This window comes from Fictibacillus sp. NRS-1165 (assembly GCF_050468105.1).
Classification (GTDB): Bacteria; Bacillota; Bacilli; order Bacillales; family Fictibacillaceae; genus Fictibacillus_C; species Fictibacillus_C terrinigri.
On sequence record NZ_JBDPNU010000016.1, the window covers coordinates 1 to 23,029 of the forward strand.

A 23,029-nucleotide genomic window follows, 5' to 3' on the forward strand; every position below is an offset into this window, starting at 1 on the left:
AGAGTAGGACGTTGCCAGGCTATCATTTCAAACAAACTCGTATGTGGATCTCTAATTTATCATTATTCCACAGTAGCTCAGTGGTAGAGCTATCGGCTGTTAACCGATCGGTCGTAGGTTCGAGTCCTACCTGTGGAGCCATGCTTCCATAGCTCAGTAGGTAGAGTGCTTCCATGGTAAGGAAGAGGTCACCGGTTCGAGCCCGGTTGGAAGCTCCAGTCGGCCCGTTGGTCAAGCGGTTAAGACACCGCCCTTTCACGGCGGTAACACGGGTTCGAATCCCGTACGGGTCACCATTTATAATACGGAGGATTAGCTCAGCTGGGAGAGCACCTGCCTTACAAGCAGGGGGTCGGCGGTTCGAACCCGTCATCCTCCACCATTCTTTAATTCCAACGGCAGGCCGGTTTAGCTCAATTGGTAGAGCAACTGACTTGTAATCAGTAGGTTGGGGGTTCAAGTCCTCTAGCCGGCACCACTATTTTCAATAGCAATACCTGAAGCTTTTTTTTATGTGGAGGGGTAGCGAAGTGGCTAAACGCGGCGGACTGTAAATCCGCTCCTTTGGGTTCGGCGGTTCGAATCCGTCCCCCTCCACCATCTATCTTTAAAGATTTTACACATTAGCTCACAGTCACGAACTTGGCGTCGTGATTAAACAGCGAGTTGTCTCGACGGATACACGTCTTGCTTTAACCTTTAGAGGAAGAGACAGGGAACCGACGGTCAAAATTACAATACGAGCCATTAGCTCAGTCGGTAGAGCATCTGACTTTTAATCAGAGGGTCGAAGGTTCGAGTCCTTCATGGCTCACCATTTGAACTTCTGAATAAAAGAAGAGATCAGTGGCAATAAAGAATAATAAGTTAAACATGCGGGTGTAGTTTAGTGGTAAAACAAGAGCCTTCCAAGCTCTGGTCGTGAGTTCGATTCTCATCACCCGCTCCAATATGGGGCCTTAGCTCAGCTGGGAGAGCGCCTGCCTTGCACGCAGGAGGTCAGCGGTTCGATCCCGCTAGGCTCCACCATACATAATAAGCACTGTCCTTAGACGAATGTCTAAGGGCTTTTTTTATTTTACAAAAACCTTAAATCCCTTGGGCTCTGATGGTGACAGTCCCTTTGGCCTAATAAATATCCATTGCCCCTATGGAAAGCGCTTACGAAACGGTATATCTATGCAAAATTCTGTCCAGTTGAACCAACCGGAATAGACAGGCTACAATGAATTTATAGAATTTTGAAACGCAGCATAAGGGGAGGCTACTACAGGATGAAGAAGGACATTACCATTATCGGAGTACCAATGGATCTAGGGCAAACGAGACGCGGGGTAGACATGGGGCCAAGTGCCATTCGATATGCAGGGATCGTGGAACGTTTAGAAAATATTGATTATAGCGTTAAAGATTTTGGAGATATTCAGATTGCCCGCCCAGGAACAATCGAAGAAACAATCGAAACGAATCTTAAGAATCTTGAAGAGGTGGCAACCGCCAGTGAGAAGCTGGCTGAGACGGTTTCCAATGTGATTTCGGAAAATCGATTCCCGCTTGTTCTTGGAGGAGATCACAGCATCGCGATCGGATCCCTTGCTGGTATTGCCCAACATTATAATAATCTTGGTGTGATCTGGTATGATGCTCATGGAGATTTGAACACAGCTGATACTTCACCAAGCGGCAACATTCATGGTATGCCTCTTGCAGCCAGTTTAGGAATCGGGCACGAATCCTTAACGGGTATTGGGGGATATGCAGACAAAGTGAAGCCTGAAAACATCGTGATCATCGGTGCCCGTTCTTTGGACGAGGGTGAGAAAGAGTTAATTAAAGATCGCGGAATTAAAGTATATACCATGCACGAAATCGATCGAATCGGCATGACAAAGGTCATGGAAGAGACCATTGAGTACCTTTCCAAGAAAACAGACGGGGTGCACTTAAGCCTTGACCTTGATGGGCTCGATCCGAGTGATGCCCCAGGCGTAGGCACGCCTGTTCTTGGCGGCATCAGCTACAGGGAGAGCCACTTGGCGATGGAAATGCTGGCTGAGTCTCAAATCATCACTTCTGCTGAGTTTGTTGAGGTTAACCCCATTCTGGATGAACGAAACAAGACAGCGACTGTGGCGGTCGCGCTGATGGGGTCATTGTTTGGTGAAAAATTATTATAATCGATAATATAAAAACAGCTGCTCAATTTATTATGAGTAGCTGTTTTTTACGTTGGCTTTTTGGAATTCATTTAATAGGGCATCTATATGTTGGCTGATTTCAACAATTTCGTCAGCGATTAATGGCATAAATTTGGACATTTCATTCATTTTTTTGCGCGAAACTTCAATTTCTCTCAGCAGAATATTGCGGTCCATTAGTACACGCTCCTTAAAAAGATCTTTAATCCCACTATTCCCTCTATTATCCAAAATAAAACTTGTTTTCTAAATTTTGTAGAAAACTTTTCCCTATGCGTGTCATGTTTCATGCTAAAATAAAAATTGCTTTATTTTTTATGGAATTTGAAACTTTTTTGAATACTAAACGTAGAAAAATACGAACCGCAACTGGTGGTGGAAAATTGAAATGGAGTCATTAATTAATAATCTGGTTTCCCAGGTGAAATCAGGAGACCAGGAAGCATTTGAAGGCCTGGTTGAAATCTATAAAGATAAGATCTACCGGCTGTGCTACCGAATGGTCGGTGACAGCCATGAGGCGGAGGATCTTGCTCAGGAAGCATTTGTCCGTGCCTACATCAACATTGATAAATACAGCGGAAGCTATAAGTTTTCAACGTGGCTGTATCGCATCGCCACAAATTTGTGTATTGATAAACTGCGGAAGAAGAAACCGGATTACTCGATGGATGCAGAGATTCCAGGAACTGAAGGAGCTACGCTGTACAGTCAGGTGGCTGGAGCCGATCCTCTTCCGGAAGAGGAAGTCGAGGAAAAAGAAAAGAGGGATCATCTCCAGCAGGAAATCATGAAACTTCCTGAAAAGTACAGGACAGCCATTCTGCTTAAATATGTCGAGGATCTTTCGCTTGAAGAGATCAGCTCTGTTATGGATTTGCCCGTTCCGACCGTCAAAACACGGATCCATCGGGGTAGGGAAGCGTTGAAAAAGGTGTATAAAAAGGTTGCAGAATTGAGGTGAACACGAATGTTATGTGATACAGAACAATATATGAGCCTGATTGATAAAGCACTGGATGGTGACATAACAGAGCTGGAGCTGAAAGAGCTCAACCTTCATCTGGAGGTGTGTGAAGCCTGCAGAGCCCACTATTATGCTCTGAAAGAGATCATTTCTGATATGAAGGAGTCTGCGCCGGTGGTTGCTCCTGATCATTTTACTGAGAACGTCATGAAGAAGCTCCCTGCTGTGAAAAAGAAAAGGATGCCGGCTCAATGGATCAGGCGATATCCGGTCCTGACAGCCGCTGCCGTGTTCTTAATTTTAATGTTCGGTTCAGTCATGGCGAATTGGAGTACGGGAAATGAGTTGTCTGTCGTTTCCGGCTCAGACGAAGTTCAGATCAAGCCATCCACGCATACGGTCATTGTCCCTAAAGGAAAGACGGTTAAGGGGGATCTTGTCGTGGAAAATGGTGATGTGAGAGTAGAAGGTAAGGTAGATGGCGATGTCGTCGTCATCAAAGGGAAAAAATATATGGCGTCTGCAGGACAGATCACAGGTGACAGCCAGGAAATCCACCAAGTTGTGGAATGGATCTGGTATAAACTTAAAACGTTCTTTACAGGAAAGGAACAAAAATAATATTTAGCATCGAACTAATATGAAGATCTTATAAAGCCGCCTAATGAGGGACGGCTTTTTACTTTTTCGGGACTTCATGAAACAGCTAAACCCAGCCGGCCAGCCAGCCTCCAGCTTTCAGCGGAGCGGTTGGGATATGCTATAATAAGGGATACCGAATAATTATGATCATTGTTGCACTACATTAACATTATAAGAGTAGTTCCCTGAAGTGGAGTGATGTCATGTTGTCTGTTGGAAGTTTTAGTTTAGGTAACTATATCAGCCAGATTGTAGACATCTTGCTGGTTACCTATGTTTTCTATAAATTAATCATGCTGATTAGAGGAACTAAGGCGGTGCAGCTGCTTAAAGGGATTGTAATCATTGTAGCTGTGTGGCTGGCGAGCAGTTTCTTTGAGCTGCGGACCATGAGCTGGCTGATGGATAAAGCCATTACATATGGATTATTGGCCATCATTATTATTTTCCAGCCTGAATTGAGACGGGCGCTGGAACAGCTTGGACGGGGAAAGCTGTTTTCCCGAACGGGATTGGCTGATGAAGAGGAAATGGAAAATTCAATCAATGCGATTGTAAAATCCACAAGCTATATGGCGAAGCGCCGCATTGGGGCGATTATGTCATTTGAGAGGGAGACGGGTCTTACCGATTATGTGGAAACGGGCATCCCTATTCATTCAAAGCTGTCTTCTGAACTGTTGACTAACATCTTTGTGCCAAACACCCCTCTGCACGACGGAGCAGTTATTTTAAGACAGGATGAGGTCGTGGCAGCCGGCTGCTTTTTACCGTTGACCGAAAGCCCGTTTGTATCGAAAGAACTTGGCACGAGGCACAGAGCTGCCATCGGTGTCAGTGAAGTGACAGATGCCATCACCGTCGTTGTTTCTGAGGAAACAGGCGGCATATCCGTTACAAAGAATGGAGAAATTCACCGTAACTTGAATGAGGAAATGCTAAAAACTTTATTGAATGCAGAATTACTGCTGTCGAGCAGGAATTCTTCCTCATCACGTTGGAACTGGAGGGGGAAGAAAAATGGACAAACTCCTTAAGAGCAACTGGTTTGTAAAAATTATTGCCTTTCTCCTCGCACTGATGCTTTACACTGTTTTATCCATGGAAACTCAGGAGCAATCGGACCGTCAATCGCTGTTTAATTCCGTGTCCAAAACAAGTGAGACGGTAAGCGGGGTTGCAATTACTCCTTATTTTGATGAAAATAAGTATGTACTGACAGATTTGCCCCGATCAGTGGATGTTAAGCTGACAGGTTCATCCAACCTGATGACGAAAGCATTAAAAGTAGATCGCCGGATGGAAGTTTATATTGATCTTACAAAAATGGGGCCTGGTACAAAAAAGGTTCCTGTAAAAATTAGAAATGTGCCGGAAAATTTAAAAGCCGTCCCATCGCCGAGGGAAGTGGAAGTAACGCTTCACCGGAAACAAACAAAACAGATTCCAATTTCGGTGGATATCAAGAACAAGAACAAGCTGCCGGAGGGTTATGAAACCGGAAAGCTCAGTTACTCGCCAAGAAGTGTGTATGTAACCGGCCCAGAAGATTATATTGGCGATATCGCGAGCGTTCGGGCATCAGTGGATGTTTCAAACGCCAAGGATAAGTTGGAATCAAGGCTGCCTCTGCGTGCTTACGACAGTCAAGGAAATCTGCTGGACGTACTGATTGATCCAAAGTCAGTCAATGTGACGGTCCCTATTTCTAAACCAAGTAAAACGGTGCCGCTGACTCTCGATGAAAAGGGCAGTCTTCCAGACGGGCTTACCCTTGCCGGCATAACGATGAACCCGCAGGAAGTTACGTTGACAGGACCATCGTCTGCTCTGGATAAAGTCAGTGAAGTAAGCGGTGTGAACGTAGATCTAGACAAGATTAAAGAAGATTCAACGATCGACGTCGATGTGCCTCTTCCCGAGGGCACGGAATCTGTAAATCCAAAACAAGTACAAGTAAAAGTAGATGTGGAGAATGACATTAAAACAAAGACGTTTAAGGATATCCCTATCGACATGAGGGGAGACACTCCTGAACAGCAAGCTTCCTTCATATCCCCTCCGAACGGAACAATGGATGTGACCATTACAGGAAGCAAAAAAGCAGTCGATGCACTGGCGGCTTCTGACATTTCCGCATATATTGATGTCAGCAAGCTTGAGTCTGGGGAGCATACCGTTTCTATCAAGGTTTCAAACTCCAAGAACCTGCAAATGAAAAAGGAGTTTACGACGGCGAAAATTAAGATCGAAGCCATACAATCCAGTACCGACTCGGATCAAACGACCGACCAATCCACATCCGAAAGCGGAGATAACAACGGCGATAGCGGAAATGAAGGCAATACAACGGGCAAGCCGAACGATAACCAAGCCTTTACTCAATCGAAGGCTGAGGGGAAATCCAATCGTACCGAATCAATTACTGAAGGAGAGAATTAAATCATGGGAAAATACTTTGGAACAGACGGGGTAAGAGGAGTTGCCAATACAGAGCTGACACCAGAATTAGCTTTTAAACTTGGCCGGTTTGGAGGATATGTATTAACCAAAGAAACCAAAAAACCCAAAGTGCTGATCGGCAGAGATACGCGAATATCTGGTCACATGCTGGAAGGAGCATTAGTGGCGGGCCTTTTATCTACGGGAGCTGAAGTATTGCGATTAGGCGTCATCTCCACACCGGGTGTAGCTTTCCTGACAAAAGCACTGGGAGCACAGGCAGGTATCATGATCTCGGCATCCCACAACCCTGTTGCTGACAATGGAATTAAGTTTTTCGGTGCGGATGGCTTCAAGCTTTTAGACGAGCAGGAAGCGGAAATTGAAGCATTGCTGGATCAAGAGAAAGACGAGCTTCCGCGGCCTTCAGGCGGCGATATCGGATCAGTGGGAGACTATTTTGAAGGCGGACAAAAATACCTTCAATATTTAAAACAAACCGTGCCGGGAGATTTCTCAGGCATGCACATCGCGCTGGATTGTGCCCACGGTGCCACTTCTTCACTGGCTCCGCATCTGTTTGCTGACCTGGAAGCTGATATTTCAACGATGGGTACCAGCCCTAACGGTTTAAATATTAACGATGGCGTCGGCTCTACTCACCCAGAAAAATTGGCGGAACTGGTCAAAGAAAAAGGCGCAGACATGGGTCTGGCTTTTGACGGGGACGGAGACCGTCTGATTGCGATCGATGAAAAAGGGAACATCGTGGATGGCGACCAGATCATGTTTATTTGTGCCAGCTACCTTAAAGAACAGGGCAGGCTTAAGAATGATACGATCGTTTCCACTGTAATGAGCAACCTTGGATTCTATAAAGGGTTGGAAGAAAAAGCAGTTACATCGGTACAGACCGCTGTCGGAGACCGATATGTGATGGAAGAAATGCGAAAGAGCGGTTATAATCTGGGCGGTGAGCAGTCGGGGCACATCATCTTCCTGGATCATACAACAACAGGAGACGGAATGCTTTCCGCCATTCAATTAGCAAGCATCGTTCAGCAATCGAAGAAGCCTTTGTCTGAGCTTGCGGATGAAATGAAAAAGTTCCCGCAGCTTCTGATTAACGTTCGAGTGGCTGATAAAACGAAGCTCGAAGGCAATACAACGATTCAATCAGCCATCGACAAGGTTGAAGCAGAAATGAACGGAAACGGGCGTGTCCTTGTCCGTCCATCGGGAACGGAACCGTTAGTGCGTGTGATGGTCGAGGCGCCAACGAAAGAACAATGCCAAATCTATGCAGATCAGATCGCTGATGTTGTCAAGGCGGAACTTGTCTAGACAAAGGCACCCTCATTCCTGAAGATAGGCACGAAACCTATGCATAAGTGAATCACCGGCTGGTTCGCTTATGCATATTTTATTAAATATTTATTAAGCTGCTTAGCAACCAATTGACGATGCAATTGAAACAAGATATCATTAGGTTTGAATTTACTTCGAAATGGGAAGGTGGATAGAGCGGTCAACTTAGTTACTTAGCGCCTGAACTATTTTCGGACGGGAGAAAATAGTTGACGAGGAAGAGGTTCATCGATTTTCGGCGGATGCCTCTCGGAACCAGTCACTTTCGTAAGCTTTTAAATAAAACAGGCAAGGCGACTTCCTGACAAAATTAAAAGCAGTGGCTAATAAAACTAAACGAAACATAGGTGGGGCTGTGAGCCCCGCTCACAGTCCCCCTGTTACAGAGGCAGGCTTCAGCCGTTTTAGGCTTGACCTGACCCAAGGGAGGATAAATTAAATGTGCGGAATTGTAGGTTATGTAGGAAATAAGGATGCAAAAGAAATCTTGCTTCGCGGACTTGAAAAGTTGGAGTATCGCGGTTATGACTCAGCAGGTATTGCTGTTGTCGACAACGACGGCGTTCAAGTGTTTAAAGAAAAAGGAAGAATCGCCGTATTGCGCGAGATCGTTGACCCTTCCGTCGAAACATCAATGGGGATCGGACATACCCGTTGGGCAACACACGGAGCGCCAAGCAAGGTTAACTCTCACCCTCACCAAAGCGCTGCAGAGCGTTTCACGCTTGTGCATAATGGTGTAATCGAGAACTACGAAAACGTTAAACGAGAATACTTGCCGAATGTTGAATTCGCAAGTGATACAGATACAGAAGTTGTTGTACAGCTTATCGAAAAGTTTGTTAACGAAGGAGAGAACGTGGAAGAAGCATTCCGCCACGCACTCTCTGTCATCAAAGGTTCCTACGCGATCGCGTTAGTCGATAACCAAGATTCAGACACCATCTATGTTGGGAAAAATAAAAGCCCGCTGTTGGTCGGTGTTGGAGAAGGATTCAACGTTGTTGCAAGTGATGCTATGGCAATGATCTCTCAAACAGACCAATATGTTGAACTAATGGATGAGGAAATCGTAATCGTCACTCGTGACACTTATACCATTAAAACATTAGAAGGCAAAGAAGTAGCGCGCAGCCCATACACAGCTGAACTCGATGCAAGTGACATTGAAAAGGGAACATACCCGCACTATATGCTCAAAGAAATCGATGAGCAGCCGTTTGTTATCCGTAACATCATCAAACAGTACCAAAACGAAGAAGGCAATCTTAAACTGGATGATGACATTCGCGGAGCGATGAAAGATGCTGACCGCATCTATATCGTGGCTTGCGGAACGAGCTATAATGCAGGACTTGTCGGGAAACAGCTGATCGAAAACATGGCGAATATTCCTGTAGAGGTTCACATTGCCAGTGAATTCGTATATAACATGCCGCTTCTTTCCAAGAAGCCATTGTTTATCTTTATTTCTCAATCCGGTGAAACAGCAGACAGCCGTGCCGTATTGGTAGAAGTGAAAAGGCTCGGCCACAAAGCGTTGACGATTACCAACGTTCCTGGCTCGACCCTTTCAAGGGAAGCGGATCACACGCTCCACCTTTATGCAGGACCTGAAATTGCCGTTGCGTCAACAAAAGCTTATACTGCCCAAATTGCTGTCCTTGCGATCCTCGCTGTGGACACTGCACGTGCTCAAGGCATCGAGTTGGATTTCAACCCGCTTCAAGAACTTGCGATCGTGGCAAACGCAATGGAAACATTAACCGACCAAAAAGAAACAATGGAACGCGTAGCACAAGAATACCTTTCCGTTACACGCAATGCTTTCTTTATCGGCCGTGCCGTTGATTACTTTGTTTGCTTAGAAGGTTCTCTTAAGCTTAAAGAAATCTCTTATATACAGGCAGAAGGCTTTGCAGGAGGAGAATTGAAGCACGGTACGATCGCTTTGATTGAAGAAGGCACTCCTGTTATCGCTCTAGCGACTCAAGAACATGTAAACTTGAGCATCCGCGGAAACGTGAAAGAAGTAGCAGCCCGAGGCGCTGACACTTGCGTGATCAGTACAGAAGCAACGAAGGATGAAGGAGACCGCATCGTACTTCCAGAAGTACATGAGTACCTTACTCCGCTCGTATCGGTAGTACCGCTTCAATTGTTGGCTTACTATGCAGCGCTTCACCGCGATTGCGATGTCGATAAGCCGCGTAACCTTGCGAAAAGTGTAACAGTAGAATAATTAGAAAACCTTCAAAAAAGACTGCTCCCCAGGGAGCGGTCTTTTTTTGAATGCTTAGATGAACCGGTTATGGGAGCGGTTTTTTTTAAAGATGCTGGTAAAATTTTTCCTGTATATAAACAACATAAAACAATGAAGAATGACAAGTATAACCGCTAAAGCAAGTAAAGAATGATCAACAAACAAATGAAGTAAGAATATGTTCGCAATGATCGGGGATAACATCGAAAGGGCCAGAGGTGAACATATCCATTGCTTCAGGACTTGTTTCGATAAAAGGGTCCAACCCCACGATAACAAAATATCCGTTCACACCTGCAATAAGGAAAATTAAACCAAGTAAAACTCTATTGATATGTAAAAGTGCTCTGGTCAATTTACACACCTCCTATTAGAGTATACTTAAAGTAAATATTTTTATGGTAACATAAGGATGGAATCGCTTGGAAATAAAAAGGCATCTTATCTGGAGAAGGGGAATGGACACAAAGAGATGAAAAAATCACTGCGAATCTTACGGCTTCTGTCTGGTCTTTTTTTATTTGCGTTAGGCTCGGTGCTCGTTATGAAAGCCAATTTAGGCTTTGGTCCTTGGGAAGTGTTTCAAGCAGGGTTAACCAACTTTCTGCCATTGACCATCGGGCAAGCCACCGTTCTAGTCAGTGTGGTTATTGTTGGATTGATCATCCTTCTGAAAGAGAAAATTGGAATCGGCACCTTGGCCAATATGACTTTGATTGGATTATTCATGGACTTCATTTTATGGACCGATATACTGCCGATGGCATTGGGCTGGCCCAGCGGCTTGGGCATGCTGATGCTCGGGTTGTTCACCACAGCACTGGGCAGTTATTTTTACATAAGCTCCGGTTTTGGAGCGGGGCCGCGTGATTCACTCATGGTCTCGATCCGCAGGCGCACCGGTCTTCCCATTGGGGTCTGCCGATCTTCACTCGAATGTTCCATTGCACTTGTTGGTTGGCTGCTGGGAGGTCCGCTAGGGATGGGAACAGTGGTGACAGCGTTTGGGCTTGGAGTGTTCGTTCAACTGGTCTTCCGTCTTTTTTCGTTTGAAACCACGACCATGAATCATGAGAACCTGCGGGAAACATTTAAAGCTTAGGCTGGCGAATCAAAAGAATAAATAAAGAGCTGCCAACCGAATTTAAGGAGGGCAGTTTTTTTGTTTTAGTGATGACAACAAGTTTCATGACAAAATACCCTTTTCTTTAAATTGAAGAATGGTGTGTAAACGCTTTATTATTAGAGCATAAGACCTATAGAAATATCGAACAGTACCATTTAGAAAGGGGTTACGATAGATATGGCGAATTCTGAACAATCAAAGACAGGCGTTAAAGTAAGAATACAGCGGTTTGGCAGTCATTTAAGCGGAATGATCATGCCGAACATTGGGGCATTTATCGCCTGGGGGCTGATTACTGCCCTATTCATCCCAACAGGATGGCTTCCGAATGAAGATATGGCAAAACTGGTTGGCCCGATGATCACCTACTTGCTGCCGCTGCTGATCGGGTTTTCCGGCGGACGAATTGTTTATGATCTGCGAGGCGGGGTCGTCGGTGCGACAGCAACGATGGGGGTTATTGTCGGGGCTGACATTCCAATGCTGTTAGGTGCCATGATCATGGGGCCACTCGGCGGATATGCCATTAAGAAGTTTGACAAATTGCTAGAAGGAAAAGTGAGATCCGGTTTCGAGATGCTCGTAAATAACTTTTCCGCAGGGATTATTGCCGCAATTCTAACCACCATCGCCTATAAAGGAATCGGGCCGGTTGTATTAACGTTAAATAAAACATTGGCTGCAGGGGTTCAGGCGATTGTGGATGCCCACTTGCTTCCTTTAGCCAGCATCTTTATCGAACCGGCAAAAGTATTATTCTTAAACAACGCGATCAACCATGGAATCTTAAGTCCGCTCGGAATCGAGCAAGCCTCTAAAGCAGGAAAATCCATTCTTTTCTTGCTCGAATCGAATCCGGGACCGGGTCTCGGTATCTTATTGGCTTATATTCTTTTCGGGAAAGGAATGTCCAAACAAACGGCACCAGGGGCGGCTATCATCCATTTCTTAGGTGGGATTCATGAAATCTACTTCCCGTATATCCTAATGCGTCCGCTCCTGCTTTTAGCGGTAATCGGAGGCGGTGCATCCGGGGTATTTACCTTCTTGCTGTTTGATGCAGGATTGGTAGCGGCTCCATCACCAGGCAGTATCTTTGCTCTTATTGCGATGACACCGAGAGGGAACTATCTTGGCATCATCTCTGGTGTTTTAATAGCGACAGCCGTATCCTTCTTGATTTCTTCAGTCATCTTAAAATCTTCCAAACAAACGGATGAAGACGACTTAACAAAAGCAGCGGAAAAAACATCTGCGCTTAAAGGAAAAGAAAGCCGTGCTTCATCTCTTGTTCAGCCGAAAGCACCGCAAGAAACTGAAATTCAAAAAACACCTGCTGCAGAAAAGAGCCGTGCAAACGTTGAAAAGATCATTTTTGCTTGTGACGCAGGCATGGGTTCAAGTGCGATGGGCGCATCGATCTTAAAGAATAAAGCGCGAAAAGCAGGGCTGGATGTATCGGTTTCCAATACATCGATAACGAATTTACCGGCTGATGCAGACATCGTCATCACGCACAAAGATTTAACCGACCGGGCAAAAGCAAAACTGCCGAACGCTGAACATATTTCAGTAGAAAATTTCTTAAACAGTCCCAAATACGAAAAGCTGCTGAATGAGTTAGTAGAGAGCAAAGGAACAGCAGCACCTGCCGTGGCTGAAGGTACGCAGGATGCAAAGAACGAGTATGAAGACGTTTCAAAAATTATTTTTGCGTGTGACGCAGGTATGGGTTCAAGTGCGATGGGCGCTTCTATTTTAAAGAATAAAGTTCAAAAAGCGGGGCTTGATGTCTCCGTTTCCAATACTTCGATTACCAATCTGCCAGCTGATGCAGACGTGGTCATCACACACAAAGACTTAACTGATCGTGCAAAGGCTAAACTACCGGGCGCAACACATATTTCAGTGGAGAATTTTTTAAACTCACCGAAATATGAGGAACTGCTTGAGAAGTTGAAAGCAGCAAAAAGCTTGCAGTAAACGAAAAGTCCGGTTCCCAGGAATCGGACTTTTCTATTCTTTTTAAATCATGGCAACAATGATCATGACGAAATCAGCTTTTTATTTCGTTGTAATGTGGGCCAGCTGGGATTTATGATTGCATTAAGGGTATACAAATTAAATATTGTCAGTAACCTGGAGTGAAAGAACATGTATATATCTGCAAGAGAGAGGCTAATAGTTGAAATCTTATTATCTAAAAAAGAAGAAATCACGGTCAAGGATCTTGCGGATGAAATTGATGTGAGCACCCGGACGATCCACCGTGATCTGAAGGAACTTGAACATACACTGAAAAAGTTTGATTTGGAGCTTATCAAAAAATCAGGAGTAGGCATACAGATCGCCGGTGAAGAGGGACGGATGGAAGACCTGAAGCTTTCGTTGTTTCATTTGTCTTATAACGAGTACACACCTGAAGAACGGCAGACGATGATTTTCTGCTCCCTTCTGGAGGCAAAGGAGCCGGTTAAGCTTGTCTCGTTGGCACATGATTTAAACGTGACGATCGCTACGATCAGCAATGATTTAACCAAGCTGGAAAGCAGGTTGTCCGAGTTTGATCTGAACCTTGTCAGGAAAAGGGGATATGGGGTAGAGATCACTGGAGATGAAAAAGCAAAACGAAGAGCAATGAGCCAGATCATCGCCCAAAATCTTAACGAAACCGAATTTTTGTCACTCGTGAAAGAAAACATTCAGAAAAAATCACTTCATACGACGGATTCCATATCGGAACGTTTATTGGGATTGGTGGAAAAGAACAGGCTCTTAATGGTAGAGAAAGCAATTGAAGAAGTGAATGAGGAGCTCCCCTATCCGATCGCGGACAGTGCATATATCGGCTTGGTCGTCCATCTCACACTGGCGATCGAACGGATTTTGCAGGGGGAGAACATCAATATGGATGAGGCTTTTCTTGAGACATTAAAGCTGACACCAGAATTTAAGGCTGCAGAGAAAATCATCGAAAAGCTGAAGAAAGTTTTTCATGCGGACATACCTGAAGCAGAGGTCGGCTATATCACCATGCATCTGCAAGGGGCGAAGCTGCGGCGAGACAAGGAATATTTGCTTGAAGAATCCAGTTTTCAAACCGCTATAAAAGCGAAAAGCCTGATCATGTATGTGAGCGAGCAAACCGGTACGGATCTTTTAGAAAACGCTCCCCTGTTTCAGGGGCTTGTCACTCATTTAAAACCGGCGCTGTACCGGATCAAGCAAAACATGGGGATCTCCAATCCGCTCATGCCCAAGATTAAAAAGGATTACGAAGAGCTGTTTCATATCGTACGGGACGGCACAGCCGCTATATTTCATGATCTGCATGTTCCTGATGAGGAAGTAGCCTACCTTGTTATGCACTTTGGTGCCGCTTTGATGACAGGCCGCCATGAGGCAGGGCTAAAAGCATTGATCATCTGTTCTACCGGAATCGGCACGTCTAAGATGCTTGCGACCAGACTGAAACGGGAAGTACCTGAATTAAAGGAACTGAAAAATGTATCTGTTTTTGAACTGAACAAGATGAACCCGGACGAGTTTGACCTTGTCATTTCTACCATTCATCTGCCGGATTACCACCGGCCCTATATTGTTCTCAGCCCCATTCCTTCTCAGGAAGAGATTCAGAAGGTGAAGCAATACATTGCAGAAGGTGCCGGAGCACAGCCGGAAGGGAAACGCCCGGTCCTGCAGGAAACCAATAAGAGGGAACAGGACCCTAAACAGCTTCTGGAAGGGCTGGAAGGGATCAAGAAGTATACGGATGCCATTGTGGATGTGCTGAAAGGATTCAAACTGGCACGAGTCAATGGTCCGGCTAAGGTTCAAAGCATCCTTGAGGAAGCATGCGAAGACTTAGCAGCCGAAGGTGTCCTGCAAAGCGGCGAGCAGGTGGCAGCTGCACTGTTTGAACGAGAGAAGCTGGGAGGCCTTGGGATACCGAATACCGCACTTGTCCTTTACCATGCACGGAGTGAACAGATTGTGAAACCTTCCTTCACCATCTATAGCCTGGAGGATGCTGTTACGGTACCCGCCATGGATCAGACCGTCATTGAAGCTGACAGTATGCTCCTTCTGCTCGCTCCAAGCGATTATTCAAGCCAGGGGCTGAAGGTGCTGAGCTTTATAAGCTCCATCATTATTGAGAATGAACAGAGCATTGCCCTGTTCGAATCAAAGGATGAAAAGAAAATATCATCCTATCTGGCAGATAAGCTTGATCAGTTTTATAAAGAGAAACTAACAGAATTAAGGAGAGGATAATATGACATCAGTGCTAACGAAAGATAACATCCTATTAAATGCGGAAGTGGACAGCAAGGACAATGCGATCCGTTTAACCGGAGGCCTGTTAGTGGAAAATGGATATGTGGAACCGCAATATATTGAAAAAATGCTGGAAAGAGAGCAGCTGACCTCAACGTATATGGGGAATTTTGTGGCCATTCCGCATGGAACAGAGGATGCGAAGCAATCGGTCAAAGAATCAGGGATCGCTATTATCCAAGTGCCGGACGGAGTGGAATTTGGGCCAGGGAATGAAGTGAAACTGCTCATCGGTATTGCAGGAAAAGGAGACGAGCATTTGGAGATCCTTTCGAAAATTGCTATTGTTTGTTCTGAAGAAGATAACGTCCTGGGAATCGTAAATGCCTCTTCCAAAGAAGAGATCCTGGCTTACTTTGAAGGTGAAATCTAATGCTGGCTGTACATTTTGGAGCGGGTAACATCGGCAGGGGATTTATTGGCAATCTATTGTTTCAGTCAGGCTATGAAACGGTATTTGTAGACGTGAACCAGGAGCTCGTAGATTTATTGAATGAAAAGAATCAGTATGCTGTTGTGCATGCAGATGAAAGCCAGGAAGAGCTCATCATCAGGAATGTTTCGGCGGTGAACAGCGGAAACGATCCAGAACAGGTGGTTGAGCTTATCGCAAAGGCTGACCTCGTAACGGCTGCAGTAGGGCCGAACATTCTTCCGTTTATCGCTGGCTCCATTGCGGAAGGACTGCGAAAAAGGATAGAAAAAAGTGATGCGCCTTTAAATATTATCGCCTGTGAAAATATGATCGGCGGAAGTACGCTGTTAAAAGAAAAAGTGTTTGAGAAATTGGAAGAGAACGAGAAGCCGCTGTTTGAATCCCGCTTTGGATTTCCGGATGCAGCGGTCGACCGCATCGTCCCCAATCAGTCCAATGAAGATAAACTGATGGTTAAAGTTGAACCCTTCTATGAGTGGGCTGTCGATGAGACGAAAATCATCGGCAAAAGGCCAGAGGTGGAAGGCATCACATATGTACAGGATTTGAAACCATATATTGAACGAAAGCTGTTCACGGTGAACACCGGCCATGCTGCTGCTGCCTATATCGGATATCAAGCCGGCATGAGAACCATCGATGAAGCGATGAACAACGGAGAAATCAAAGCGCTGATCCAGCAAACCCTGCAGGAAACAGGACGCATGCTCGTCAGTAAATATGCCTTTGCCCCAGATGAACATCAACAGTATATCGAAAAAATTGTGCATCGTTTTGTGAATCCCTATATCACGGACGAGGTAACGAGAGTTGGACGTTCTCCAATCCGTAAGCTCGGACATGCAGACCGGCTCATCAGCCCTGCCATTCAATTTCTTGAGCTTACAGGCGATATTCCAGTTACGTTAACAAGAGTCATTGCTTCAGCTCTTCTTTATGATTATAAGGAAGATCCAGAAGCAGTAAAGATACAGGAAACAATTCATGAAAAAGGAATGGAACAGGCAATTGAAGAGTTTACCGGCATTGAAGCCGGTTCCGCCCTGTCTGAAGCGGTAATGGAGCAGTACGAACAATTAAAATCTGCCTCCATGAGGAAGTAAAAAAAAGAGAGATCCCTTGCAGGGGACCTCTCTCTTTTTATTTAAACACCCTTCCGGTACTCACGATTGTTTGCCCGCCAGTCTCTTCTAGGATCCGGTTTAAATCGGTAAGAATCGCCCCGACATCCCTAAGGATCGTCAGTGACTCGTAACGCTTCAGGATTACGAGGCAATGAGACTGAATTTCCTGTGCTTCCTTTATACTGGAGATGAGTTTTAACAAATTTTCAGCAGATGGATCAATGACCGTCTTTCCGTAATGAGCCACACAGGCTGACGTATGCTTAATGGCTAAATTCAACTGCGTCATTTCTTCAGAGGCGACATGGTCATCAAGACTCATGACCAGATCACGTATCCCGCGGGCGATGCCGCGGATCTGCAGTGTAATATGATTGAGATGCTTTATTCCGGTTTCCAGGTGTTCCAGCCGGATGCGCCGTTTCGTAAAGAAAGGGGTAAATCGGAGATTCTGTCTGGCAAGAACGACAGCTTCAATCCCCTTTTCGTTCTGTTCTGTCAGTTCTTTTACCTCCTGCTGGATCTCCCGGCGTTGAGAAAGCGACCGGTCCCATAGAAGAACAAGATCTTTTAATGTGATGGATGCCTTTTTAGATAACTTTAAGAGCAGCTCTTCTGCGGCGGGTATGGTGTTTGGCGGTACAAGCAGAGCATTGGTCAGTACAGCGATCGCAGAGCCGATGATCGTTTCAATAATACGGCTGAGAGCATAACCCTGACCAAAGGCTAGAACAAGGATTGAACTTACAGAAACCTGGGAGGTGACCTGAGCCGGCATTTTGAAGGCGGTCGTCACCGCCATCCCGATCAATACGACAAGAAGAATGGAACCAGCGTTCAATTTTAAAAAGTATCCGATCAGCATACTGATGATTACGCCGCCGATCACACCGCTGACCCTGTAGATGGCTTTTTCCATCGATCCGGCAATCGTGACCTGCATCGTCAGGACAGCTGCCATCGGAGCAAAAAATGGATAGTCATTTTGTGATAAATGGGAGGAAACCATCCAGCTGATTGCTGCGGCGATTGCTGTTTTCATTACTTGTAACGTCAGTCCAAGACGTAAGAAGACTTCCAATCCTTTTCTCACTGGCGATTTCCTTTCTAACATCATCTTATTATTCTTTTTCCAAAACGGCTGAAGCTGAAACCTTTCAGCAGCCTTATTTGTATACAGTATAACCTTCCTGCTCGATGTTTGATGCAGTCCATCATTGTTCTACAGCGGCGCTTGACTTTTTCCAGAAAAATGAATATATTATTTCTTAATCTTAGATCGAAAAAACGTTGAAAAGGATTAGTAGAATGGGGGTTTTTCCCCTAGGAAAAAACATCAATTTTCTCCAGGAAAGCAACCATTTCTTTAAGGAAAAAACAACGAATTTCTGAGGAAAAGGGAATGGAATGTTATTTTTCTTTCAGAAAAAAACAGGGTGGTACCACCAATACCCGATCCTTTTTGTTGGATCGGTTTTTTTGCGCTCTTTTTACAGGTTTTACAATAGAAAGGAAGATAAAGTGATGGCTAAAGAAAAAAAGCTGGTAGAAGAAATTACAGCCATGGAAGATGATTTCGCACAATGGTACACGGACGTCGTCCGAAAAGCGGATCTCGTCGATTATTCAAGTGTCAGAGGATCGATGATCATCCGTCCATACGGATATGCGATCTGGGAACACATCCAAAAGGAACTCGACCGCCAAATTAAGGAAACCGGTCATGAGAATGTCTATCTTCCGTTGTTCATTCCAGAGAGCCTGCTTCAAAAAGAAAAAGATCATATTGAAGGTTTCGCACCCGAGGTAGCCTGGGTCACACATGGCGGAGAGGAGAAGCTTGCTGAACGCCTCTGCGTTCGTCCGACTTCAGAGGTACTCTTCTGTGAGCATTATGCCAACATCATCCATTCGTACCGCGACCTTCCAAAACTGTATAACCAGTGGGGGAATGTTGTGCGATGGGAAAAAACGACACGCCCATTCCTGCGATCACTTGAATTTCTTTGGCAGGAAGGGCACACGTGCCATGCGACAGATGAAGAGGCGGGAGAGGAAACCCGCAGGATGCTTGAAGTGTATGCCGACGTATGTGAAGAGCACTTAGCAGTTCCTGTTCTCCGCGGCAGGAAAACAGACAAGGAAAAGTTTGCCGGAGCGAAATTCACGCTGACAATCGAAAGCCTGATGCATGATGGTAAAGCACTACAGACTGGAACCTCCCATCACCTGGGGAGCGGATTTGCGGAGGCGTTTGGCATTCAATATACCGATAAGCAAGGAAAACATCAGCATGTACACCAAACCTCCTGGGGAATCACAACTCGTCTGATCGGAGCATTGATCATGGTCCACGGAGACAACAGAGGGCTTGTTCTCCCTCCAAAGATTGCACCGGTCCAAGTGATGGTCATCCCGATCGCTCAGCATAAAGAAGGGGTGCTCGACAAGGCCCATGAGCTTAAAGACCGGCTGAACAGAAAAGTAAGAGCAGGAATTGACGAGAGCGATAAGTCGCCGGGCTGGAAATTCAGTGAGCATGAAATGAAGGGCGTACCGCTTCGAATTGAGATCGGTCCAAAGGATATCGAAAAAAAGCAGGCGGTTGCGGTCCGCAGGGATACAGGAGAGAAGATCGTTCTTTCCCTTGAGGAGCTGGAGACACATATTCCGTTTCTGCTGGAAGACATTCAAAAGAGCCTGCTGCAAAAAGCGAAGGCACATTGCCAGGAAAAAACGACCATTGCCCGCACAATGGATGAGTTCAAACAGGTGCTGGAGTCGAATCCTGGTTTTATTAAAGCGATGTGGTGCGGCGAACGGCAGTGTGAGGATCAAATAAAAGAAGAAACTGGCGCCACTTCCCGGTGCATGCCTTTTGAGAAGGAGGAAATTTCCAAAACATGCGTATGCTGCGGAAAGGAAGCGGAGCAGCTTGTCTATTGGGCAAAAGCGTACTGATGCCTTCCTTTGGTTTCTATCTAAAATTAAAAGGTATGTAATGAATGACAGTTGAAACAAATTGCTTCTAGAAGTCAGGGCAGCTCAATACACTACAGATATCCATCAAAAATACTTTACGAAATATTTTGACTGTTTAGGCGACAGGCGTTATAATCATTGAAAAGGAAGTGAGAACAATGAATACTTTTAAAAAGATAGTTGTTCGCGTAATAGGATCTAATCTTCTCGTGCTCTTCGCCATTTTACTTCTTCCGGTGTTCCTGTTGACTGACAATGTAAGTGGGTTTCAAGAACTTGTCGACTATATTTTCAAGCCAGATTAATAATGAAACACCACCTCATGTGTGGTGTTTTTTGTTGGAAAGAAAAGCTAACAGTAATGTACATATGCGATATTAATAAAAATACATGCTAGGGGAGAATGCTATGGCTAAGGTGATCGTTCTCCTGCTTGCTTTGTTTTCCGGTATGGGGCAAAGCATGCAGGCTGCTGTCAACGGAACGCTTGGAAAGAAGATAGGGTCGATCGAAGGTGCTTTCGTTTCCTTTTTTACGGGAACCGTAATGCTCCTTATTTTTATGATGATCTGGGGACACGGAAGCCTCAGTACGGTAGGGAACGTGCCGAAGTGGAATCTGATCGGAGGCATCCTTGGGGCGATCTATGTTTTTATTGTTATTTTGGCTGTACCGAAGATTGGAGTAACGAGTGCCATTACGGCTGTCATCATTGGCCAGCTGATCATGAGTGTGATCATTGACCATTTTGGTTGGTTTGGCAACGCACCTTTCCATTTTACGTATAAAAGGATGATCGGACTCGTGCTGATGTTTGCGGGCCTCTATTTTGTCTTCTCGGACAAGCATTAAACACAAATGGTGACTAAATAAAAGCATTGTTTAAACATTATTGCTGTGATAAATTTTTAAGTAGAGTTATTTTTCAGTCACGAAAATATCAAGCCTAAAGCTGAAAAATATCGAAACTTGCTTGCGACTGTAAGCGTTAACAGAGAGAAGTGGAAAAGGGGATAAAGGGGGAGAAACAATGGAATATGGGGTACTCGTGTCCATCGGCATTTATATGGCCGGGATGCTGCTGATCGGCTGGTTTGCTTACCGCAGAACAGCGAACTTATCCGATTATATGCTGGGAGGCAGGGATCTGGGGCCTGCTGTCACGGCACTGAGTGCGGGGGCATCTGATATGAGCGGCTGGCTGCTCATGGGCCTTCCGGGAGCAATGTATGTGTCCGGCTTAAGTGCAGGGTGGATCGTCGTTGGTTTAACAGCGGGTGCCTATTTAAACTGGCTGTTTGTTGCACCGCGTCTGCGAACGTACACGGAAATCGCGAATAATTCCATCACTATACCGGATTATTTTGAGAACCGGTTCAAAGATACATCCCGAATTTTAAGAATTACATCAGCAATAGTCATATTAATTTTCTTTACGTTTTATACTTCATCTGGAATGGTTTCAGGAGGAGAGCTTTTTAAGACGGCATTCAATCTCGATTACACGTGGGGAATTTGGCTGACAGCCAGTGTGGTCGTTGTGTATACGCTGTTTGGCGGTTTTCTGGCCGTCAGCTGGACGGATTTTGTTCAAGGAACGATCATGTTTGTTGCGTTAATCCTCGTTCCGGTTGTAACCATCTTTGAAATTGGCGGAGCAGGGCCGACTTTTTCAGAAATTCAATCGATCGATCCGAAATTGCTTGACGCCTTTAAAGGGACAAGCCTGATCGGAATCATTTCTCTTCTAGCCTGGGGTCTTGGGTATTTTGGACAGCCTCATATTATCGTCCGGTTCATGGCCATTTCATCTGTTAAACAGATGAAAAGCGCCCGAAGGATCGGTATGGGGTGGATGATTTTCTCCATAGGTGGAGCGATGTTCACAGGTCTGGTTGGTATTGCCTATTTCAATCTGAACGGTGGATCGCTTGGTGAAAAAAAAGCAGAAACCGTATTTATCGTCTTATCCGATGTGCTTTTTCATCCGCTCATTACCGGATTCCTGCTGGCTGCTATTTTAGCAGCGGTCATGAGTACGATCTCCTCACAGCTGCTTGTCACATCAAGTGCTGTCACAGAAGACTTTTACAAAGCGTTCTTTAAGCGGTCAGCTTCAGACAAAGAACTAGTGTTGGTTGGACGCCTTTCTGTATTGGCGATCTCAGTGATCGCTTTGGTCCTTGCTCTCAATCCGAATAAAACCATTCTTAATCTCGTTGGATATGCGTGGGCCGGATTTGGAGCAGCATTCGGGCCAGTTGTGCTATTAAGCCTGTACTGGAAGCGGATGACGAAATGGGGAGCCTTTTATGGCATGCTTTCTGGAACTCTGACCGTTATTATCTGGGAGCAGATCAAGGCATTTGAAGCAGTTTACGAGATTATTCCAGGCTTCATCGTTTGCTCCGCCGTTATCGTCGCAGTCAGCTTGATGACAGCTAAACCGTCGGCTGAGATCGAATCTGAATTTACGGAAGCACAAAATATTGCATAAACATTTTTATGGACCGTCCTGTCTGCAGGGCGGTTTTTTTTTATTGAGCGTTGAAGTATTGTCCTGCTCAAATCGAACTTCAGTTTTCAGCATACTTGACCAGAGCTCTATTCTGTCATATAGTTATCATCGTGAACAGTTCAACTCTTGAACTAGTTATTAGTCTAAGACGGAAAACGGGTGAATAGAATGGATGTTGGAAAATGGCAAACCATATTTGGCAGATATGAAGCGTCTTCATTTACCGTGAACAAAAGGTTTGGTTCTCTCGTAAAAGAAAAGCTACAGGATGTCCTAACGATCGATCAGCAGATGACACTGAGCTATATTAAGCGATTTGGATCCTGCACGACGACAGAACTGGCGGAAGCCTTCTGCGTCAATAAGAGTGCGATCACAGCCATCGTAACGAGGCTTAATGAAAAGGGGTACATTCATCGCGACCGAGATGAAAAGGATCGAAGGATTGTTTATTTAAGGCTGACAGAAGAAGGGGAAAAGGTTTTTCAATGGGCCGATGAAAAGGTGTTTGAGGTGGTCTCTCCTTACCTGAAAATATTCTCCGAAGAAGAGATCGAAACATTCCTGAAGCTGTATGAAAAACTGGCGTCTGTCTCGAACGAGGGAGCAGGAGAGGAGAAATAGA

19 protein-coding genes and 9 tRNA genes are annotated in these 23,029 nt (G+C 45.2%); 25 read left to right on the forward strand and 3 right to left on the reverse strand.

All coding sequences use genetic code 11. The features are described 5' to 3' along the window. Window positions 1-66: 66 nt before the first annotated feature. From ABHN01_RS06045 to rocF, 10 genes are all read left to right on the forward strand, one after another. A tRNA-Asn gene (locus ABHN01_RS06045) sits at window positions 67-141 on the forward strand. A gap of 1 nt (window position 142) precedes the next feature. Beyond that, window positions 143-218, forward strand: a tRNA-Thr gene (locus ABHN01_RS06050). A gap of 3 nt (window positions 219-221) precedes the next feature. After that, window positions 222-296 (forward strand) — tRNA-Glu (locus ABHN01_RS06055). Window positions 297-306: 10 nt separating this feature from the next. Continuing rightward, a tRNA-Val gene (locus ABHN01_RS06060) sits at window positions 307-382 on the forward strand. A 20-nt stretch (window positions 383-402) separates the two neighbouring features. Continuing rightward, a tRNA-Thr gene (locus tag ABHN01_RS06065) sits at window positions 403-478 on the forward strand. A gap of 38 nt (window positions 479-516) precedes the next feature. Then, window positions 517-600: transfer RNA gene (locus tag ABHN01_RS06070), tRNA-Tyr, on the forward strand. Between the two features lie 141 nt (window positions 601-741). After that, window positions 742-817: transfer RNA gene (locus ABHN01_RS06075), tRNA-Lys, on the forward strand. A gap of 58 nt (window positions 818-875) precedes the next feature. Then, window positions 876-949 (forward strand) — tRNA-Gly (locus ABHN01_RS06080). A gap of 4 nt (window positions 950-953) precedes the next feature. Next, window positions 954-1,029, forward strand: a tRNA-Ala gene (locus ABHN01_RS06085). Window positions 1,030-1,274: 245 nt separating this feature from the next. After that, entirely contained in the window at window positions 1,275-2,177 is a 903-nt protein-coding gene (gene rocF, locus ABHN01_RS06090; RefSeq protein WP_429874820.1) for an arginase, read from the forward strand. A 30-nt stretch (window positions 2,178-2,207) separates the two neighbouring features. Here rocF and ABHN01_RS06095 read toward each other — a convergent pair whose 3' ends face one another. Beyond that, entirely contained in the window at window positions 2,208-2,375 is a 168-nt protein-coding gene (locus ABHN01_RS06095; RefSeq protein ID WP_290402192.1) for an aspartyl-phosphate phosphatase Spo0E family protein, read from the reverse strand. A 211-nt stretch (window positions 2,376-2,586) separates the two neighbouring features. On the opposite strand from ABHN01_RS06095, the gene sigW reads away from it, so the two are divergent. From sigW to glmS, 6 genes are all read left to right on the forward strand, one after another. After that, window positions 2,587-3,162: an RNA polymerase sigma factor SigW gene (gene sigW / locus ABHN01_RS06100; protein ID WP_429874821.1), complete on the forward strand. Its 576-nt coding sequence runs from the start codon at window positions 2,587-2,589 to the stop codon at window positions 3,160-3,162. Between the two features lie 6 nt (window positions 3,163-3,168). Further along, entirely contained in the window at window positions 3,169-3,786 is a 618-nt protein-coding gene (locus ABHN01_RS06105) for an anti-sigma factor family protein (RefSeq protein ID WP_429874822.1), read from the forward strand. A 227-nt stretch (window positions 3,787-4,013) separates the two neighbouring features. Continuing rightward, window positions 4,014-4,844, forward strand: a complete 831-nt coding sequence (gene cdaA / locus ABHN01_RS06110) for a diadenylate cyclase CdaA (RefSeq protein WP_429874868.1) — start codon at window positions 4,014-4,016, stop codon at window positions 4,842-4,844. Next, the gene (locus ABHN01_RS06115; RefSeq protein WP_429874823.1) at window positions 4,828-6,249 is read left to right on the forward strand and encodes a CdaR family protein; all 1,422 of its coding nucleotides are present in this window, start codon (window positions 4,828-4,830) and stop codon (window positions 6,247-6,249) included. Before cdaA ends, ABHN01_RS06115 begins: the two co-directional genes overlap by 17 nt. Window positions 6,250-6,252: 3 nt before the next feature. Next, window positions 6,253-7,593, forward strand: coding sequence for a phosphoglucosamine mutase (gene glmM, locus ABHN01_RS06120; protein WP_429874824.1), 1,341 nt, complete (start codon window positions 6,253-6,255; stop codon window positions 7,591-7,593). A 463-nt stretch (window positions 7,594-8,056) separates the two neighbouring features. Next, window positions 8,057-9,859: a glutamine--fructose-6-phosphate transaminase (isomerizing) gene (gene glmS / locus ABHN01_RS06125; RefSeq protein ID WP_429874825.1), complete on the forward strand. Its 1,803-nt coding sequence runs from the start codon at window positions 8,057-8,059 to the stop codon at window positions 9,857-9,859. A gap of 175 nt (window positions 9,860-10,034) precedes the next feature. Here the strand turns inward: glmS and ABHN01_RS06130 are convergent, their stop codons facing one another. Further along, window positions 10,035-10,235 carry a hypothetical protein gene (locus ABHN01_RS06130; RefSeq protein ID WP_429874826.1) on the reverse strand — a complete coding sequence of 67 codons (201 nt, stop codon included), beginning with the start codon at window positions 10,233-10,235 and terminating at the stop codon, window positions 10,035-10,037. 117 nt (window positions 10,236-10,352) lie between these two features. Between ABHN01_RS06130 and ABHN01_RS06135 the strand changes: the two genes are divergently transcribed. The 5 genes from ABHN01_RS06135 to ABHN01_RS06155 all read left to right on the forward strand — a co-directional run bounded on the left by ABHN01_RS06135 (window position 10,353) and on the right by ABHN01_RS06155 (window position 16,883). Next, window positions 10,353-10,982, forward strand: a complete 630-nt coding sequence (locus ABHN01_RS06135) for a YczE/YyaS/YitT family protein (RefSeq protein ID WP_429874827.1) — start codon at window positions 10,353-10,355, stop codon at window positions 10,980-10,982. A 201-nt stretch (window positions 10,983-11,183) separates the two neighbouring features. Then, window positions 11,184-12,989 (forward strand): PTS mannitol-specific transporter subunit IIBC, encoded by a 1,806-nt coding sequence (locus tag ABHN01_RS06140; protein WP_429874828.1) that lies wholly within the window; start codon window positions 11,184-11,186, stop codon window positions 12,987-12,989. A 171-nt stretch (window positions 12,990-13,160) separates the two neighbouring features. Then, complete coding sequence (locus ABHN01_RS06145; RefSeq protein ID WP_429874829.1) at window positions 13,161-15,281, forward strand: BglG family transcription antiterminator; 2,121 nt, start codon at window positions 13,161-13,163, stop codon at window positions 15,279-15,281. Between the two features lies 1 nt (window position 15,282). Further along, complete coding sequence (locus tag ABHN01_RS06150) at window positions 15,283-15,717, forward strand: PTS sugar transporter subunit IIA (RefSeq protein WP_429874830.1); 435 nt, start codon at window positions 15,283-15,285, stop codon at window positions 15,715-15,717. Next, the gene (locus tag ABHN01_RS06155) at window positions 15,717-16,883 is read left to right on the forward strand and encodes a mannitol-1-phosphate 5-dehydrogenase (protein ID WP_429874831.1); all 1,167 of its coding nucleotides are present in this window, start codon (window positions 15,717-15,719) and stop codon (window positions 16,881-16,883) included. The genes ABHN01_RS06150 and ABHN01_RS06155 overlap by 1 nt, the downstream gene beginning before the upstream one ends. A 37-nt stretch (window positions 16,884-16,920) precedes the next feature. On the opposite strand, the gene ABHN01_RS06160 is transcribed toward ABHN01_RS06155, so the two are convergent. Beyond that, the gene (locus ABHN01_RS06160; protein WP_429874832.1) at window positions 16,921-17,997 is read right to left on the reverse strand and encodes an FUSC family protein; all 1,077 of its coding nucleotides are present in this window, start codon (window positions 17,995-17,997) and stop codon (window positions 16,921-16,923) included. A 431-nt stretch (window positions 17,998-18,428) separates the two neighbouring features. Between ABHN01_RS06160 and proS the strand changes: the two genes are divergently transcribed. The 4 genes from proS (at window position 18,429) to ABHN01_RS06180 (ending at window position 23,028) form a co-directional block, all read left to right on the forward strand. Continuing rightward, window positions 18,429-19,865, forward strand: a complete 1,437-nt coding sequence (gene proS, locus ABHN01_RS06165; protein WP_429874833.1) for a proline--tRNA ligase — start codon at window positions 18,429-18,431, stop codon at window positions 19,863-19,865. A 429-nt stretch (window positions 19,866-20,294) separates the two neighbouring features. Further along, window positions 20,295-20,738 (forward strand): DMT family transporter, encoded by a 444-nt coding sequence (locus ABHN01_RS06170; RefSeq protein WP_429874834.1) that lies wholly within the window; start codon window positions 20,295-20,297, stop codon window positions 20,736-20,738. Window positions 20,739-20,916: 178 nt separating this feature from the next. After that, window positions 20,917-22,383: a sodium/proline symporter PutP gene (putP, locus tag ABHN01_RS06175; RefSeq protein WP_429874835.1), complete on the forward strand. Its 1,467-nt coding sequence runs from the start codon at window positions 20,917-20,919 to the stop codon at window positions 22,381-22,383. A 189-nt stretch (window positions 22,384-22,572) separates the two neighbouring features. Beyond that, window positions 22,573-23,028, forward strand: a complete 456-nt coding sequence (locus ABHN01_RS06180; RefSeq protein ID WP_429874836.1) for a MarR family winged helix-turn-helix transcriptional regulator — start codon at window positions 22,573-22,575, stop codon at window positions 23,026-23,028. Window position 23,029 lies beyond the last annotated feature (1 nt).